Raw genomic sequence first — 16,853 nt, forward strand, 5'->3', positions numbered from 1 at the left:
TGATGGATCGAGCCTGGCAGACCCCGCCGTGTTGACAGTCGACAATCTGGTCGTCCGCTACGGCGCGGTGAGCGCGGTGCGCGACCTCAGCATGAAGGTCGGGCGGGGCGAACTCGTCGCCCTGCTCGGACCCAATGGTGCCGGCAAGAGTTCGACCATCAATGCGCTGACCGGCCTGGTCACGCCGGCCTCCGGCCGCATCGTTCTCGACGGCCAGGACATTTCGCGTGTCCGCACCGAGGACCGGATCCGCGCCGGGCTGACCTCGACGCCGGAGGGCCGGCACATCTTCGCCAATCTGACGGTCGGCGAGAACCTGCGGCTCGGTGCCGCGACACGGCGCGACCCAAAGGGCGTGCGTGGGGATATAGAGCGCTTCCTGGCGCTGTTTCCGGTGCTGTCCGAACGCTACGGGCAAGCGGCCGGCACGCTGTCCGGCGGCGAGCAGCAGATGCTTGCCATCGCAAGGTCGCTGATGTCGCGGCCGAAGCTCTTGCTGCTCGACGAGCCGTCGCTCGGGCTTGCGCCAAAGATCGTCGTGCAGATCTTCGATTTCATCGGCGAGCTCAAGCGCGAAGGGCTGACGCTGCTGGTGGTCGAGCAGAACGCCAAGCAGGCGCTGCGTTTCGCCGACCGCGTCTATGTCGTCAGCGCCGGCACGCTGCGCTATGAGGGCCCGCCTGCCGAGCTGGCCGACGAACACGGCCTCTTCAACCTCTATATTGGCGGGTAGGCGGCGACATGGACTATGCCTTGCAGCAGCTTCTCAACGCGCTCGCCTTCGGCGCGGAATATTCGCTGGTCGCGCTCGGCCTGGCGGTGGTGTTCTCCATCATGGGCCTGGTCAATTTCGCGCATGGCGAGATCATCGGCGTCTCGGCCTACAGCGTGTTCCTGGCGGCGGCTCTTGGGCTGACCTCGCCATTCGTGGCGGTGCTGCTTGCGGTCGCTGCCGCCGCTTTGGCGGCCGTCGCCTTCGAGCGGGTGGCGTTCCGGCCGGTGCGCTACGCGCCGACGACGACCGGGCTGCTCACCGCCTTCGGCGTCTCGATCGTCGTGCAGAACCTGTTCATGTTGTTGATCTCGCCCAAGCCGCAATCGGTCTCGATCCTAAACGGGCTGAACCAGATGTGGTTCTTCGGCCCGTTCGCGGTGTCGTCGCTGCAGGTGATGGAACTCATCGTCTCCGGCCTGACCATTCTTGCGCTCGTGCTCTTCCTCAACCGCTCGACGCTGGGTCTCGCCATCCGCGCGGCGTCGCGTGATTTCGCCACGGTGCGGCTGATGGGCATCAGGGCGAACCGGGTGATCGCCACTGCCTTCGCCATCTCGGGTGCGCTCGCCGGCATCGCCGCCGTCTTCATCATCGCGCGGCGCGGCAGCGTCTCGCCCGATCTCGGTTTCGGCCTGGTGCTGAAGGCCTTCGTCGCCTGCGTCATCGGCGGCTTCGGCTCGCTGGCGGGGGCTGCGGCCGGCGGCATGCTGCTCGGCTTCATCGAGGTCGGCCTGCTGGTCGCCTTGCCGCAGGAATATGGGGGCTTCAAGGATGCGCTCACCTACGTGATCATCGTCGCGCTGCTGGTCTACCGGCCGGAAGGCCTGCTCGGCCAGCGGGTCGAGCTTGGCGACAAGGAGATTTGAAGTGGGGGAGATTTGAAGTGGGGGAGATTTGAAGTGGGGGAGATCTAGGGTGTCGCAAGCCGTGGAAAACACCGCACCTGCCGTCGCCGCTGCGGTGCGGCCGAGCAGCGCCCTGACGCGCTCGCTGATCGGCGGGCTGGTGACGTCGCTGCCGGTGCTGGCGATCGGGCTGGCGATCCTGAATTTCGCGCCGACCTACTACACCTATCTGGCGCTCGGCGCCTTCGTGAACCTGATCGTCGTCGTCGGCCTGCAGGTGTTCATGGGCAACTCCAACATCGCCAATCTCGGCCACAGCGCCTTTGTCGGTCTCGGCGCCTATGGCGTCGCCATCCTGTCGACACCGCTGGCGATGAAGAAGCTGTCGATCCCCAATGCGCCGTTCGGCTTCGCCACGCTGCAGCTGGATCCGGTGTCGTCGGCGCTCATCGCGCTCATCGTGGTCGGCATCATCGCCGCCGTCAGCGGCAAGGTGATCAGCCGGCTGTCAGGCGTCGCCGCGACCATCGTCAGCCTGGCGCTGTTGATCATCGTCCATTCGGTGTTCCTCAACTGGACCGATCTGTTCAAGGGCAACCAGGCCTTCTTCGGCATTCCGAAGGTGGTCGGTCTGCCCTGGATGCTGGTGTTTTCGGTGGTGGTGATCGTGCTGGCGCGGCTGTTCAAGGACAGCCGCTGGGGCCTGCAATTGAGGGCCAGCGCGCAGAGCCCGCAAGCGGCGGCAGCACTCGGAATCGACGCGAAAAAGCTGCGGCTGATGTCCTGGGTGCTGTCGGCGCTGATCTGCGGTCTCGCCGGTGTGCTCTATGCCTATTTCGCCGGCACGATCAGCCCGAAACTGTTCTATTTCCAAATGATCTTCAACACGCTGGCGATGCTGATCCTGGGCGGCATGGCGACGGTGACGGGCGCGGTGACCGGCGTGATCATGCTTTCGATCGGGCTCGAATTCATCCGCAGCATCGAATCCGGGGTGACGATCGGCAGCATCCAGTTGCCGCAATTGCTCGGCCTGTCCGGCGTGGCGCTGGGCGTCGTCATTGTGCTGTGCATGGCGTTCCGGCCAAGCGGCATCAGCGGCCGCTACGAGCTCGACGAACTGTTGTCGCGATTTTTGCGGCGCAACGCGAAATAGCGGCGCCCGGCATTTCTTGGTGGAGGACTGAAAGTGGAATTTGAGGACAAGGCTGCGGCCTACGCGCCCCAGCTCGAGGCGCTGCAGAAGAAACTCGCGGCGGACGGGGTCGAGTTCATCGAGGTCCATACGGTCGACACGTCGGGCGCATTCCGCTCGAAGATCGCGCCGCTGAAACTGTCGACCTATGGCGAATCGATCAACGCCATCCTCTATTGCGTCACCCATGGCGACGGCCAGCCGATGGGCGATGTCGCGTTTGCTTCGCCGAGCGCCAATGAGGAGAACGGCTTTCCCAACATCAAGGGCATCATCGATCCGGCGACCGTGGTGCGGCATGGCTGGAAGCCGAAATTCGCCTCCGGCATCACGCGCTCCTACATGCTCGACGGCGCCGTCTGCCCGTTCGATCCGCGCGGCGTGCTGGCACGCGTCGAGGAGCGCGCTAGGGCGCTCGGCTACGAGCCGATGTTCGCGTTGGAATATGAATTCGGCATCTTCCATGCCGACCACGATCTGATGCGCGCCGGGCGCTACCGCGAGTTGAAACCCTGGGGCCATTCGCTGATCAACTATGATCTGGTGCGCAGCGGCGAATACCAGGATTTCGCCGCCGAATTCATCACCCGCATGAAGAGCATCGGTATTGGGGTGGCCTCACTGGTCACCGAATACGGTTTTGGCATGTACGAATACGCGCTGACGCCGAAGTCGGCGCTGCAGGCGGCCGATGACGCCATGCGCGCCAAGCTGCATTTGCGAGAGCTCTGCGCCGAGCGTGGCCTGGTCGCCACTTTCATGACGCGCTTCCAGCCGCCGGGCAAGGAAAGCGCCTGCGGCGCGCATCACCATGTCAGCCTGTGGCGCGACGGCAAGCCGGCCTTCGCCGCCGGACCGAACAGGCTGACGCCGGTCGCCGAAAAGTTCCTTGCCGGCGTGCTCAACCGCATGCAGGAAACGCATCTGCTGTTCCGGCCGACGGTCAATTCCTACCGCCGTTTCGACCGCGGCGCCTGGTCGCCGGAAGATGTCGCCTGGGGGTTCGAGAACCGCACCGCACCGATCCGTGTCATCACCACGCCCAATGACGGCGCCTGCCGGCTGGAGCATCGCGCGCCGGGCGCCGACATCAATCCCTATCTGTCGATCGCGGCGATCCTGGCGGCGGGTTGCGAAGGCATCGAAAAGGACCTGCAGCTGGAGGCGCCGGTGACATCGAACCTTGCCACTCTCGACAAGCCGAAACTGCCGCGTACGCTCAATGCCTCAATCGAGGCGTTCGCGGCGTCCGATTTCTGCGCCGAAGCCTTTGGCGAGGCTTTCCGCGACAATTACGCAGAGAGCCGGCGGGCCGAGCAGGCGGCGTTCGATGTCTGGCAGGCTTCGCACATCACCGACTTCGAATGGCAGCGCTATTTCGTCAACTGACGCGGAGCGCTGCTCATTCAGCCGCCTGAACGCGGTTCGCCTGGATGAGGGCGCGGATTTCGGACCGGCAGGAGCCGCAATTGGTGCCGGCCTTCAGGGCACTGCCGATGGCCTCGACGGTGGTGCAGCCGGCCGCCACCGCAGCGACGATCTGGTTGGCTCCGACGTTGAAACAGGAGCAGACGGTGGCGCCGGCATCAGGCCGATCGGCACCGGCGCGGCCGGCGACGATCCGAAAGCGTTCGCGCTGGCTGGCGTGGACTTCTTCAAGCTGTTCAGCCGCCCAGCCACGCGACACCGCGACCGGGCCGGGCGCGACGAACAGCGCGCCTGCGAGCTGGTCGCCATCGAAGGCGGCGATGCGGTGCTGGCCGGCGTCGTGGTCGTGATAGGCGAGCATTTCGGCCAAGGGCGCATCGAAGAGCGAGCCGGCGAACGCCGTCCAGTCGGCGTCGTCGGCAAAGGCAAGCTCGACCCGCCATCCGCCCCGGCATTTGGCAACCGCCCAGTACCTTGCGTCCACCCGCTCCGGCTTCCGGCGCATCACGGCGAAAGCAAAGGCCTTTGCGGCAAATTTCTCGATGCGGGCCGCGACATGTTTCAGCGCCGGCTGGCCTGAAACGGGGTCGACGAGCGGCGCGGTGAGCGCGTCGAGCCGGCCCTTTGCCGCGAACTGATCGGTCCAGTGCATCGGCGCGAAGACGCTGCCCTGGCGCTGGCGGGACGTGAGCAGGGCGCGGACCAGCAGGTCGCCGCGCGGGCTGGATATGCGCACGATGTCGGCGTCGCCGATGCCGTGATGCTGCGCGTCCACGGGGTGGATTTCGACGAAGGGTTCGGCGATGTGCTGGGACAGACGCGGGCTTTTGCCGGTGCGCGTCATGGTGTGCCAGTGGTCGCGGATCCGGCCGGTGTTGAGGATGAGCGGGAAATCAGGGGTGGTGCGGATTTCGGCGGTGGGACGGATGGCGATGAAGCGAGCTTTGCGGTCGAGCGTGTAGAAATTGCCGTTGGCGAAGAAGCGGGTGGGTTGGCGTTCGGTCGAGGCGACTGCCTCCGGTGGAGGCTCAGTTTGAACGACCCTCTCCAGTGGGCGTCGAGCTTGAGCGCCCCCCTCTGTCCTGCTCGCGCCGGCCCTTCGCTGTCGCTCCGGGCGTTCGTCGTTCGGAAAGCCAAGCAATTGGCTTTCCGTCCGCTGCGCGGACCACTCCTCACCCCCCTCAAGGGGGGAGATTGGCAGTTTCGAGCCCGCTGCCCCTTCTGCAACGTTGACGATTGGCGAAGGCAGCAATGAGGGCTGATCTCCCCCCTCGAGGGGGAGATGGCCGGCAGGCCAGAGGGGGGTGCCTCGGGCCGACGCTGGCCATTGGAACGGCGCTAACCGTTCGTAGTCCTCCGCATCGATCTCAGCATACGCCCCGATATCGAAATCTCGCACGCCATCATTCTCGAAACCGGACAGCGCGGCGTGCTCGCCAAAAATCTCCGCCGGCGTATCGTGCGCAAACTCCTCGCCAAACCCCATCCGCCGCGCCACTTCGGCGATGATCCACCAGTCGGGCCGCGCTTCGCCGGGCGCCGCCAAAAATGAGCGCTGGCGCGAGATACGGCGCTCAGAGTTGGTGACGGTGCCGTCCTTCTCGCCCCAGGCAGTGGCGGGCAGCCGGACATGGGCGTGACGCACGGTGTCTGTGCTGGCCAGAACGTCCGACACCACGACGAACGGGCAAGCCTTGATCGCCGCTTCGACGGCATCGGCGTCGGGCATCGAGTCGACCGGGTTGGTGGCCATGATCCACAGCGCCTTGATGCGCCCGTCGGCCACGCCCTGAAACATTTCGACGGCCTTCAGGCCGGGTTTCTGCGGCATATCAGGCGCGTTCCAGAAGCGCTGCACGCGGTCACGGTGCTCGGCGTTCTCGATCTCCATATGGGCGGCGAGCATGTTGGCCATGCCGCCGACCTCACGGCCACCCATGGCGTTGGGCTGGCCGGTCACCGAGAACGGGCCGGCTCCCGGTTTGCCGATCCGGCCGGTGGCGAGATGGCAGTTGATGATGGCGTTGACCTTGTCGGTGCCGGACGATGACTGATTTACGCCCTGGCTGTAGACGGTCACCGTCTTCGCGGTGGCGGCGAACAGGCTGTAGAAGCGGGTAAGTTCGTCTTCGCTGAGGCCGGTGGCAGCGGCAACACCGGCAGGATCAAGCGTGGAAGCGGCGAAAAGCGCTTGCCCGAAGCCGGTCGTGTGCGCCGTGATATAGGCGCGGTCGAGCGCGCTGTGCTGGCCGAGCCAGGCGAGCAGGCCGGTGAACAGAGCGACGTCGCCGTCCGGCGCGATCGCCAGATGCATGTCAGCGATGTCAGCGGTCATGGTGCGGCGCGGGTCGATCAGCACGATCTTCATCTCCGGCCGCTTTTCCCGGGCGGCGGCGATGCGCTGGTAGAGCACGGGATGGCACCAGGCGAGGTTGGTACCGACCAGCACGATGAGGTCGGCGCGTTCCAGATCCTCGTAGGTTCCCGGCACCGTGTCGGAGCCGAAGGCGCGGCGGTGGCCGGCGACGGACGAGGCCATGCACAGGCGCGAATTGGTGTCGATGTTAGCCGAGCCGACAAAACCCTTCATCAGCTTGTTGGCGAGGTAGTAATCCTCGGTCAGCAACTGGCCCGAGACATAGAAGGCGACCGCATCCGGCCCGTGCTCGGCGATGGTTTGCGAAAAGGTCGAGGCGACGTGGTCGAGCGCCTCGTTCCAGCCTGTCCGGCGGCCGTGGATCTCCGGATAAAGCAGCCTGTCGTCGAGATCGATGGTCTCGGCCAGTGCCGAGCCCTTGGAGCAGAGGCGGCCGAAATTCGCGGGATGATCAGGGTCGCCGCGGACGGACACCTGTCCGTCCACAGCCCACCCCGCAATAGGGGCAGGTGGTCCTCACCTCGCGTGCTGCATCGATCTCCATGTTCAGGCGGCGCGGCTGGCCAGCGCTTCGAGCGCCACGAACAGGCGCTCGCCCTCGACCTTGACCGGGATGGTACGCACCACGCCCTCGTCGGCGCCGAGCGCCTTGCCTGTCTCCAGCGAGATCACCCAATTGTGCAAGGGACAGGTCACCGCCGTGCCGTGGACGATGCCCTGGCTCAGTGGTCCACCCTTGTGCGGGCAATGGTCGTCGATGGCGTAGACCTGATCGTCCTGAGTGCGGAAGACGGCGATTTTTCCCTCGGGCGTGGCAACACAGCGCGCGCCACGGCGGGGGATGTCGGAGATGGTGCCGATGGCGATCCAGGTCATTGACGTGCCTTTGCTTGATAGGATTGCGCCAAGGCACCCCCCTCTGTCCTGCCGGACATCTCCCCCTCAAGGGGGGAGATTGGCAGCATCAATGACGGCGACCTTCCTGTGACGTTGGAGATTGGCGAAAGCCGAAACAACATCCGATCTCCCCCCTTGAGGGGGAGATGGCCGGCAGGCCAGAGGGGGGTGCCTCGCGCTGACCTCTCCATCACTCCGCCGCCTCGGCAAACCCGACCGAGGCCATCGGTCGGAATTCGTGCTTGTCCTTGCCGGAGACGCGCTCCGACCATGGGTCGACCTGGGCAAATTTCTGACTGAATACGAAGCGGTCGTAGTAGGCCTTGCGCTTCTCGCCATCATCCATGATCTGGCGCTTGATCTCGGCGATGCCGATGCGCTTGGCCCATTTGTAGATACGTTCGAGATAGCGACCCTGCTCGCGGTACATCTGCGTCAACGCCACGATATGTTCCAGCGCTTCGTCCTCGGTCTTCACAAGGCCGAGTACTTCGGTGCCCTTGATGTCGAGGCCGGCGGCGCCGGCGAAATGGATCTCGTAACCGCTGTCGACGCAGATGACGCCGACATCCTTGCAGGTCGCCTCGGCGCAGTTCCTCGGGCAGCCCGACACCGCCATCTTGACCTTGGCCGGCGTCCACGAACCCCACATGAATTTCTCGATGCGGATGCCGAGCCCCGTCGAATCCTGTGTGCCGAAGCGGCACCAGTCGGAGCCGACACAGGTCTTCACCGTGCGCAGGCCCTTGGCGTAGGCATGGCCGGAGACGAAGCCGGCCTGACCGAGATCGGCCCATACCGCCGGCAGGTCCTCCTTGCGGATGCCGAGCATATCGATGCGCTGGCCGCCGGTGACCTTGACCATCGGGATCTCGAACTTGTCGACGACGTCGGCGATGGCGCGCAGTTCGGCGGCATTGGTGACACCGCCCCACATGCGCGGCACCACCGAATAGGTGCCGTCCTTCTGGATATTGGCATGAACCCGCTCATTGATGAAGCGCGACTGGTAGTCGTCGGCGTAGTCGTTCGGCCAGTCGCAGACGAGGTAGTAGTTGAGCGCCGGTCGACATTTGGCGCAGCCGCAAGAGGTCTTCCATTCCAGTTCCTGCATGACGGCGGGGATGGTCTTCAGGTGCTTGGCCTTGATCAGCCGGCGCACCTCGTCATGGCCTAGCGTGGTGCAGGAGCACATGGGCTGCACGGCGGCCGGGTTGTAGGTGTCGCCGAGGGTCAGCACCATCAGCTTCTCGACCAGCCCGGTGCAGGAGCCGCAGGAGGCCGACGCCTTGGTGTGCGCCCTGACATCGTCGAGCGAAGTCAGGCCCTTGGCCGTGATCGCGCCGGTGATCTTTCCCTTGCAAACGCCGTTGCAGCCGCAGATTTCCGCATCATCCGGTAAGGCTGCAACGGCCGCCATAGGGTCCAGCGGGGCACCCCCCTGGTATGACTGGCCGAAGATGAGTGTGTCGCGCATCTCCGAAATATCGGTCTGCTTCTTCTTGAGGTCGTTGAACCAGGCGCCATCTGAAGTCTCGCCGTAGAGCACGGTGCCGATGATGCGGTCGTCCTTGAGCACCAGCCGCTTGTAGACACCGGCTGAAGCATCGCGCAGCACGATCTCCTGGCGGTCGTCGCCATCGGCGAAGTCGCCCAGCGAGAACAGTTCGATGCCGGTGACCTTGAGCTTGGTTGGCGTGTCCGAATGGACGAAGGCAGCCGCCTCGTCGCCGGCAAGCTGGCTGGCGGCCACGCGCGCCATCTCGTAGAGCGGCGCCACCAGACCGTAGACCATGCCGTTGACCTCGGCGCATTCGCCGAGCGCGTAGATGTCGGGGTCGTTGCTGCGCATGCCGGCATCGACGACGATGCCGCGATTGACAGCAATGCCGGCCTCCTTGGCGATTGCGGCGTTCGGACGGATGCCGACCGCCATCACCACCAGCGTCGCCGGGATGATGGTGCCATCGGCGAGCTCCACCTGCTCGACCTTGCCGTTGCCCGTGATCGCCTGCGTGTTGGCCTTGGTGATGACCTTGATGCCGCGTTGCTCGACCGCGCGCTGCAGGAGGTAGCCGGCGGCCGGATCGAGCTGCCGCTCCATCAGCGTCGGCATGACATGCAGCACGGTGACGTCCATGCCTTGCGCGTTGAGGCCGGCCGCGGCTTCCAAGCCGAGCAGGCCGCCGCCGATGACGACCGCCTTGGCCCTGGACTGAGCTGCCAACATCATCGCCTGCACGTCGTCCAGATCGCGATAGGTCAGCACGCCCGGCAGATTGTGGCCCGGCACCGGAATGATGAACGGCACCGAGCCGGTGGCGATGACCAGTCTGTCGTAGGGTTCGGTGACGCCGTGATCGGAGGTGACGGTCTTCGCCTGTCGGTCGATGGCAACGATCTTGTGGCCCTTGTAGAGGGTGATGTTGTTGGCGATGTACCAGCCGTCGCCATGGATGATGATTTCCTCATAGGCCTTTTCGCCCGACAGCACCGGCGACAGCATGATGCGGTCGTAATTGACCCGCGGCTCGGCGTTGAAGATGGTGACGCTGTAGCGGTCCGGCGCCTGCTCCAGCAGGTGCTCGAGCATGCGCCCGGGAGCCATGCCGTTGCCGATGATGACGAGTTTTTCGCTCATGATGCTACTCCGCGGCTTCGACGAGGCGGTGGCGTTCGTAGAGGAACTTCAGCACCGCCTCGCGGCAGCGTAGGAAGGTGCGGTCGGAGGCGAGTTCGATGCGCCGGCGCGGCCTTGCCAGCGGCACGGGCAGCACCTCGCCGATGGTCGCGGCCGGACCGTTGGTCATCATGACGATGCGGTCGGACAAGAGCACCGCCTCGTCGACATCATGGGTGATCATGATCGTCGTCGAGCCGAGCCTGGAATGGATGTCCATCACCGCATCCTGCAGATGCGCGCGCGTCAGCGCGTCGAGCGCGCCGAAAGGTTCGTCGAGCAGCAGGATCTTCGGCTCCATGGCCAGCGCCCGGGCAATGCCGACGCGCTGCTTCATGCCGCCCGAGATTTCGGCCGGCCGCTTGTCCCTGGCATGCGCCATCTGCACGAGGTCGAGATTGCGCATGATCCAGTCATGCCGCTCGGCCTTGCTCTTGGTGCGGCCGAACACTTTCGACACCGCCAGGTTGATGTTTTCGTAGACGGTCAGCCAGGGCAGCAGCGAGTGGTTCTGGAACACCACGGCACGTTCGGGTCCGGGGCTGTCGACTTCCTTGTTTTCGAGCAGCACGGCGCCGGCGGACACATTGGTCAGCCCGGCGATCAGGTTGAGCAAGGTCGACTTGCCGCAGCCGGAATGGCCGATGATCGAGACGAATTCGCCCTTGTCGATGGTCAGCCTGATATCCCTCAGCACTTCGCTGACCTGGCCGCCGCGAGCGAAGGATTTGTCGATATGGTCGAGTTTCAGATAGGCGGTCATGGCGCTTTCCTCACTTTGCCGTTGTGCCGCGGGTGACGAAGGCGCCGACGCCAGCGACCAGGCGGTCGAGGCAGAAGCCGGTGACGCCGATATAGGCGAGCGCGACGATGATGTCGGGCAGCCGCGACGAGTTCCACGCGTCCCAGATGAAGAAGCCGATGCCGACGCCGCCGGTCAGCATTTCGGCAGCAACGATGGCGAGCCAGGACAGGCCGATGCCGATGCGCAGACCGGTGAAGATGTAGGGGGCCGCGGCCGGCACCATGATCTTGACGAAGAACTCGAACGGGTTGAGCTGCAGGATGCGCGCGACGTTGCGGTAATCCTGCGGGATGTTGCGCACGCCGACGGCGGTGTTGATGATGATCGGCCAGATCGAGGTGATGAAGATGACGAACAGCGCCGACGGGCTGGAATCGCGGAACGCCGCCAGCGACAGCGGCAGCCAGGCCAGCGGCGGCACGGTGCGCAGGATCTGGAACACCGGATCGAGGCCGCGCATCGCCCAGATCGACTGGCCGACCAGCGCGCCGAGCGCGACGCCGACGATCGCCGCCAGGCCAAAGCCGATGGCGACGCGCTGCAGCGAGATCAGCACCCGCCAGGCCAGCCCGATATCCTGCGGGCCATAGTCGAAAAACGGGTGCGCAATGAGGTCGTAGGCCTCGTTCCACACCTGGCTGGGCGGCGGCAGGCTTGATGTGGGCGACGAGCAGGCGACCTGCCAGACGACGAGCATGAGGGCGATGACGATGACCGGCGGCACCAGCGCGCTCGCCAATTTGCCGGCGATCGCCATCGGCTCGAAGCGCCGCCGCGCCTTGGAGGTGAAGGCAATCACCTCGGCCGGTTTGGCGGGGAAAGCCTTCACCTTGGTATCCTCGATAGTCTGGATCGACATGTCTGGGAAAACTCCGTGGGGGCGCCGGCGATCAGGCGGATGCCTTGATCTTCAGGCTGTCGAGATAGGCGGACGGGTTGGCCGGATCGAAGACCTTGCCGTCGAAGAAGGTTTCCGTGCCACGCGAGGAAGAAGCGGGTATATCCGCTGCGGCCACGCCGAGATCCCTGGCCGCCTCGCGCCACAGATCCTCGCGGTTGACCTGATCGACCAGCGCCTTGATGTCGGTGGTCGGCGCGAACTTACCCCAGCGGATGTTCTCGGCGAGGAACCAGGAATCATGGCTCTTGAAGGGGTAGGAAACGCCGCCCTTCCAGAACTTCATGTAGAGATCGGTGCCGTTGGCGACGCGGCCATTGCCATAATTGATGTCGCCCTTGAGGCGGCCGATGATGTCGGCGACAGGCACGTTCATCCATTGCCGCTTGCCGATGATGGCGGCCATCTCGTCCTTGTTTTCCTTGGCCTCGCACCATTGCTGGGCTTCCATGACGGCCATCAGGATCGCCTTGGTGGCGTTCGGGTTCTTCTCGATGAATTCGGCGCGCAAGCCGAGCGCCTTTTCCGGATGACCCTTCCACAATTCGCCCGTGGTGGCGGCGGTGAAGCCGACGCCCTGGTGGACGAGCTGCTCGTTCCACGGCTCACCGACGCAGAACACGTCCATGTTGCCGACCTTCATATTGGCCACCATCTGCGGCGGCGGCACGACGATGGTCGAGACGTCCTTATCGGGATCGATGCCGCCCGCGGCCAGCCAGTAACGCAGCCACAGATCATGCGTGCCGCCCGGGAAGGTCATGGCGGCCTTGATGTCCTTGCCGGCCGCCTTCTTGGCGGCGAAGGCATCCTTCAGCTTGGACGCGTCGAGGCCGACACCGGTGGCGGCATATTCCTGGGCGACCGAAATGCCCTGGCAGTCGTAGTTGAGCCGCGCCACGATCGCCATCGGCATCGGCTGGTTGTTCTGCGTCACCTTGCCGGTGTGCATGAGGTAAGGCAGCGGCGTCAGTATGTGGGCGCCGTCGATGCCGTTGGCGGCACCGCCGAGCATCAGATTGTCGCGCGTCGCGCCCCAGGAAGCCTGCTTCAGCACCTCGACATCGGGCATGCCGAATTTGGCGAACAGGCCTTTCTCCTTGGCGATCATCAGGGGGGCGGCATCGGTCAGCGCGATGAAACCGAGCTTGGCGCCGGTGACTTCCGGCGCGGCGGTGGCGGCATAGGCGCCGGAGGGGAAAAGCTTGCGGGCCGCCATGAACAGGCCTGCCGTCATGGCGCTGCTGACCAGAAAATCGCGACGCGTCACATCCTTGGGCGATGTTCCCGTCCCGATCCAATTCTTCATCGTCTTCTTCATCGTCGTCTCCGGTTGAACGCGATTCCAAAACAAAAAAGCCGCCGGCCAGGTCTTCGCGCCCGAGAGACCGGGAGCGCATTTTGACCTGAGCGGCAGCTTTGCCTGTGGCGCCCGCCATTGGACGCCTGTTCCGTGGCCCATGAAGGGCCTGATTATTTCAAAGCAGGAACCATGCCAGTTTGCGGAGAAAGAAAAAACATCAATGAAATCAGCGATTCGCGCCCGTCGACGGCGTGCCGAGCACTATGGTGAGCAGGCCAAAGATTGTTCATTAGGGCCGCCGCACGCACAATTTTTGTGCAACGCACAAGAATGGCGCGGAAATGATCAGGCTTCCGCGCGGGCCGATCTCTGGCGCGCGATGTAGGCGTCGATCTCGTCGGGATCGAAGATCTGGCCGTCAAAGAAACCGTCGGGACCAAGCACCAGGCCCGCCCCGGTCGCGCCGACCGCGGTGGCGACCTTGAGCGCGCCTTCGACCTTCGCATTGGCGCCGGGAAGCGCGACGCCAAGCGGCTTCAGCGCCGCGCGGTAAAGGTCCGGCCGGTAGCAATCGCGGGCGATCGCAAGGTTTTCCGGCGTGTGCGCCACATGTCCCCAGCGCACCATCTGGGTGTAGAACCACAGCGCATGGCTCTTCCACGGAAAATTCGCCGCCTTGTCGAAGGGCAGGAAGAAGTCGTCGATATCTCGCTCTGCCCCGCCGCCCAATTGGAGATGGCCGGTCAGAATCGGCATCTGCACGGCCGGCGGCAGGCCGAGGAAGCCGGGCTGCGCCATCACAGCGGCCAATTCGGCATGGTTGACCGGATCCTGGCACCAGCGCGCCGAGTGATGCAGCGCACGCAGCAGTGCCGCCAGAGCCTCCGGGTTCTCGTCCGCCCAGGTCTTGCGCACGCCGATCACCTTCTCCGGGCTGTTCTTCCACAATAGTGCCTTGACGGTAACGATATGGCCGGTGCCGGCGGCGACTGCGGCGCTGTTCCAGGGCTCACCGACGCAATAGCCGTCGATGCGGCCTGCGGCCAGCGCGTCGGCCATGAAGGGTGGTGGCACGATGACGATCTCGATTGCACGGTCGGGATCGATGCCGCAGGCGGCAAGCCAGTAGCGCAGTTCGTAATTGTGCCCGGAATGCGGATGCACGACGGCAAAGCGCAGCGGCTCGCGGCCCGCCGTCGCCCGTTCACGGATGAAGGCGCCAAGGGCAACGCCTGCGCGCGCCGGATCGAGATCGGCTTCGGCGCCGTGCGCGGCCATGCCAGCCCAGACAGCATTTGAGATGGTGACGCAATTGCCGCCCAGCCCGAGCGAGAACGGCACGATGGTTTCGGAAGCGAGCGGTGTCAGCCCGAGATTGCAGGCGAGCGGCATGGGTCCCAGCATATGGGCGAGATCGAAGTGGCCGATGGCGATGCGGTCGCGGATGTTGGCCCAGGATGTCTCGCGGTGCAGCGTGAGATCGATGCCTTCGCGTGCGGCGAAGCCAAGCTCGCTTGCGGCGACCAGCACGGCGCTGTCGAAAAGCGGCATGAAGCCGGCGGTGATCTGGTGCCTCATGCTCATTCGTCCTCCGCCGGCCCCAGTAAACCGGCCGCGGTCACCAGGCTCCGGGCGATGTCGCTGATCTTACGGTTCTGGTTCATCGCCGTCTTGCGCAGCAGCGTATAGGCTGCCTCCTCGGAGAGGCCGCGCGACTTCATCAATATGCCCTTGGCGCGGTCGATCACCTTGCGGCTCTGGAGTTCGCTGCGTGCCTCTTCCAGTTCGCGCGCCATGCGTGAGAAGGCATTGAAGCGGCTCACCGCCATGTCGAGGATCGGCTTGACGCGCTCTTGCCGCAGCCCATCGACGACATAGGCCGAGACGCCGGCATCGACCGCCGCCTCGATCGAGGCCTGGTCCGAACGGTCGACGAACATGGCGATCGGGCGCTTCACCGCACGCGACAGCTGGAACATGTTTTCGAGCATGTCGCGGTTGGGATTTTCGAGGTCGATGACGATGACGTCCGGTTCGATCTCGGCGATCCGCCGGGCAATGCCGGTCACGTCATGGATGACGGTGACCCGCTGATGGCCGGCCTCGCGCAGGCCGGCCTCGATGATCGAGGCACGGATGCGATTTTCATCGATCACCAGGACGGCTAGGGAGGATCGAACCATGCCGGCATTGTGGGCAAGGCCGCGAGATTGTGCAATGCGGCATAGCTACGTCCGTGCAGGGAGCGCAGCTATGCCCGATCCTTGGCGGCGCTCTCTCGCGGCCAAGGATTATGTCTTGTCAAAGCGGAGCGAGGCGCGGGCTAGCCGCAGACGCGAACGTCTTCAACCACCCTGTGGTGGTGGCGCCAATGCACGACCGTTTCCAGGTGGCAGCGATGGTGCCGGTGGTGGCGCCGGTATTGGCCATAATTATCGTACTGAACGCTCTGGTCGTCACCATATTGGTTATCATCATATTGGTTATATTGGTTGTCATAGCGCCGGTCATGGTGCCGGCGAATAACAATTCCGCCATTGTCGGAATTGTCATCCGGTGAATATTGGTTGCCGTCGTCGGACTGGATAATCACGCTTGCAGCTTGCGTCGGCGCAATCACTGCCGCGGTAGCGGCCACTGCCAATAGGGATGCTAAAATCAACTTTTTCATTTTGTCCTCCTGCGCATTCAAGACATATAAACTCGCGGAACAACCGGGCGTTCCATTGTGAATCTACACGCTTTGCGACGCCGGGGATATCATGGCGTTATCGGCGGGAACCATACGATCCAGGCGGACAAACGCCGTGAGCGGCAGATGGTCGGAGGCGACGCGCGAAAGCGGCGTATCATGCGCTTCCACTGCTGCGATCATGCCGTGCCGATTGGTCATGATCCGGTCGAGCGCCAAAAGCGGCAGGTTCGAGGGGAAGGTGGGGACTGCCGGCGGCTGCGGCCCGAAAGTCGCATGCAACGTGTTGAGCGCCGAGCGGTTGCCGAGCCGCCATTCGTTAAGGTCGCCAAGCAGAAGCGTCGGCTTCTCGTCGGCGCTGCTCATGATGTCCAGCACGACGCGGGCCTGCTGCGAGCGTGAGTGGCGAAGCAGGCCAAGATGGGCGGCGATGATGCGCAAGGTCCGGTTTCCGTCGAGGTCGATCTCCGCCACCACCGCACCGCGCGGTTCCAGGCCCGGAAGCCTGATCTGATGCACGTCGCGGACGACACCTTTCTTGAACAGGAGGACATTGCCGTGCCAGCCATGGCCCTTGCCGGTGGCTGAAATCGGCACCGGCACCAGGCCGGTTTCCCGCTCGAGGCGGGGCAGGTCGAGGAGGCCATCACGGTCGCCGAAACGGTTATCCGCTTCCTGCAGGGCGATGACGTCGGGATCGATTTCGCGGATGACGCGGCTGGTGCGGTCGGGATCGAACTTGCGGTCGACGCCGATGCATTTGTGGACGTTGTAGGAAGCGACCAGCGTGCCTGTGGTGGCGGTCGCCTTGTGCGCAGCCGCGTTTGCCTTGCGCATCCGCCTGTCGCGGATGGACAAAAGCATGGTTGCCGGGAGGCTGCGTCCGTTCATCCGCACCGTGTGCCTGCCATGCGTGCTGCTTCCACCATGCACCTCAAATAGAGTCTCTGCGCTTATG

The 16,853-nt window shown here is 64.5% G+C and carries 14 protein-coding genes; 4 read left to right on the top strand and 10 right to left on the bottom strand.

The features are described 5' to 3' along the window. The first annotated feature begins 28 nt into the window (after window positions 1-28). The 4 genes from AC04SF_RS28145 to AC04SF_RS28160 are packed head-to-tail and all read left to right on the top strand — an operon-like array spanning window position 29 to window position 4,204. Complete coding sequence (locus tag AC04SF_RS28145; protein ID WP_488480420.1) at window positions 29-733, top strand: ABC transporter ATP-binding protein; 705 nt, start codon at window positions 29-31, stop codon at window positions 731-733. Window positions 734-741: 8 nt separating this feature from the next. After that, on the top strand, window positions 742-1,641 hold the full coding sequence (locus AC04SF_RS28150; RefSeq protein WP_488480421.1) for a branched-chain amino acid ABC transporter permease: 900 nt from the start codon (window positions 742-744) through the stop codon (window positions 1,639-1,641). Between the two features lie 49 nt (window positions 1,642-1,690). Continuing rightward, window positions 1,691-2,776 (top strand): branched-chain amino acid ABC transporter permease, encoded by a 1,086-nt coding sequence (locus AC04SF_RS28155; protein WP_488480422.1) that lies wholly within the window; start codon window positions 1,691-1,693, stop codon window positions 2,774-2,776. A 33-nt stretch (window positions 2,777-2,809) separates the two neighbouring features. Then, window positions 2,810-4,204 (top strand): glutamine synthetase family protein, encoded by a 1,395-nt coding sequence (locus AC04SF_RS28160; protein ID WP_488480423.1) that lies wholly within the window; start codon window positions 2,810-2,812, stop codon window positions 4,202-4,204. 13 nt (window positions 4,205-4,217) lie between these two features. Here AC04SF_RS28160 and AC04SF_RS28165 read toward each other — a convergent pair whose 3' ends face one another. From AC04SF_RS28165 to AC04SF_RS28210, 10 genes are all read right to left on the bottom strand, one after another. After that, on the bottom strand, window positions 4,218-7,094 hold the full coding sequence (locus tag AC04SF_RS28165; protein WP_488480424.1) for a nitrate reductase: 2,877 nt from the start codon (window positions 7,092-7,094) through the stop codon (window positions 4,218-4,220). Between the two features lie 72 nt (window positions 7,095-7,166). After that, complete coding sequence (gene nirD, locus AC04SF_RS28170; protein ID WP_488480425.1) at window positions 7,167-7,496, bottom strand: nitrite reductase small subunit NirD; 330 nt, start codon at window positions 7,494-7,496, stop codon at window positions 7,167-7,169. 211 nt (window positions 7,497-7,707) lie between these two features. Continuing rightward, window positions 7,708-10,158 carry a nitrite reductase large subunit NirB gene (gene nirB, locus AC04SF_RS28175; protein ID WP_488480426.1) on the bottom strand — a complete coding sequence of 817 codons (2,451 nt, stop codon included), beginning with the start codon at window positions 10,156-10,158 and terminating at the stop codon, window positions 7,708-7,710. A gap of 4 nt (window positions 10,159-10,162) precedes the next feature. Continuing rightward, a complete protein-coding gene (locus AC04SF_RS28180) occupies window positions 10,163-10,960 on the bottom strand; it encodes an ABC transporter ATP-binding protein (RefSeq protein ID WP_488480427.1) in 798 nt (265 codons plus the stop codon). Between the two features lie 10 nt (window positions 10,961-10,970). Next, the gene (gene ntrB / locus AC04SF_RS28185) at window positions 10,971-11,861 is read right to left on the bottom strand and encodes a nitrate ABC transporter permease (RefSeq protein ID WP_488480428.1); all 891 of its coding nucleotides are present in this window, start codon (window positions 11,859-11,861) and stop codon (window positions 10,971-10,973) included. Window positions 11,862-11,892: 31 nt separating this feature from the next. After that, window positions 11,893-13,221: a CmpA/NrtA family ABC transporter substrate-binding protein gene (locus AC04SF_RS28190; RefSeq protein ID WP_488480429.1), complete on the bottom strand. Its 1,329-nt coding sequence runs from the start codon at window positions 13,219-13,221 to the stop codon at window positions 11,893-11,895. A gap of 327 nt (window positions 13,222-13,548) precedes the next feature. Then, window positions 13,549-14,787 carry a CmpA/NrtA family ABC transporter substrate-binding protein gene (locus AC04SF_RS28195; protein ID WP_488480430.1) on the bottom strand — a complete coding sequence of 413 codons (1,239 nt, stop codon included), beginning with the start codon at window positions 14,785-14,787 and terminating at the stop codon, window positions 13,549-13,551. Further along, window positions 14,784-15,386, bottom strand: a complete 603-nt coding sequence (locus AC04SF_RS28200; RefSeq protein ID WP_488480431.1) for an ANTAR domain-containing response regulator — start codon at window positions 15,384-15,386, stop codon at window positions 14,784-14,786. Before AC04SF_RS28200 ends, AC04SF_RS28195 begins: the two co-directional genes overlap by 4 nt. A gap of 140 nt (window positions 15,387-15,526) precedes the next feature. Further along, entirely contained in the window at window positions 15,527-15,874 is a 348-nt protein-coding gene (locus AC04SF_RS28205) for a hypothetical protein (protein WP_202352857.1), read from the bottom strand. Between the two features lie 63 nt (window positions 15,875-15,937). Continuing rightward, entirely contained in the window at window positions 15,938-16,792 is an 855-nt protein-coding gene (locus AC04SF_RS28210) for an endonuclease/exonuclease/phosphatase family protein (RefSeq protein ID WP_202352858.1), read from the bottom strand. Between the last annotated feature and the right edge of the window lie 61 nt (window positions 16,793-16,853).

This window comes from Mesorhizobium sp. CNPSo 4671, assembly GCF_057784245.1.

Bases quoted from the DNA above. Each gene is read 5' to 3' on its own strand.
- AC04SF_RS28150 (WP_488480421.1), top strand. From the start codon at position 742: ATGGACTATGCCTTGCAGCAGCTTCTCAACGCGCTCGCCTTCGGCGCG.
- nirD (WP_488480425.1), bottom strand. From the start codon at position 7,496: ATGACCTGGATCGCCATCGGCACCATCTCCGACATCCCCCGCCGTGGC.
- nirB (WP_488480426.1), bottom strand. From the start codon at position 10,158: ATGAGCGAAAAACTCGTCATCATCGGCAACGGCATGGCTCCCGGGCGC.
- AC04SF_RS28180 (WP_488480427.1), bottom strand. From the start codon at position 10,960: ATGACCGCCTATCTGAAACTCGACCATATCGACAAATCCTTCGCTCGC.
- ntrB (WP_488480428.1), bottom strand. From the start codon at position 11,861: ATGTCGATCCAGACTATCGAGGATACCAAGGTGAAGGCTTTCCCCGCC.
- AC04SF_RS28190 (WP_488480429.1), bottom strand. From the start codon at position 13,221: ATGAAGAAGACGATGAAGAATTGGATCGGGACGGGAACATCGCCCAAG.
- AC04SF_RS28195 (WP_488480430.1), bottom strand. From the start codon at position 14,787: ATGAGCATGAGGCACCAGATCACCGCCGGCTTCATGCCGCTTTTCGAC.
- AC04SF_RS28200 (WP_488480431.1), bottom strand. From the start codon at position 15,386: ATGGTTCGATCCTCCCTAGCCGTCCTGGTGATCGATGAAAATCGCATC.
- AC04SF_RS28205 (WP_202352857.1), bottom strand. From the start codon at position 15,874: ATGAAAAAGTTGATTTTAGCATCCCTATTGGCAGTGGCCGCTACCGCG.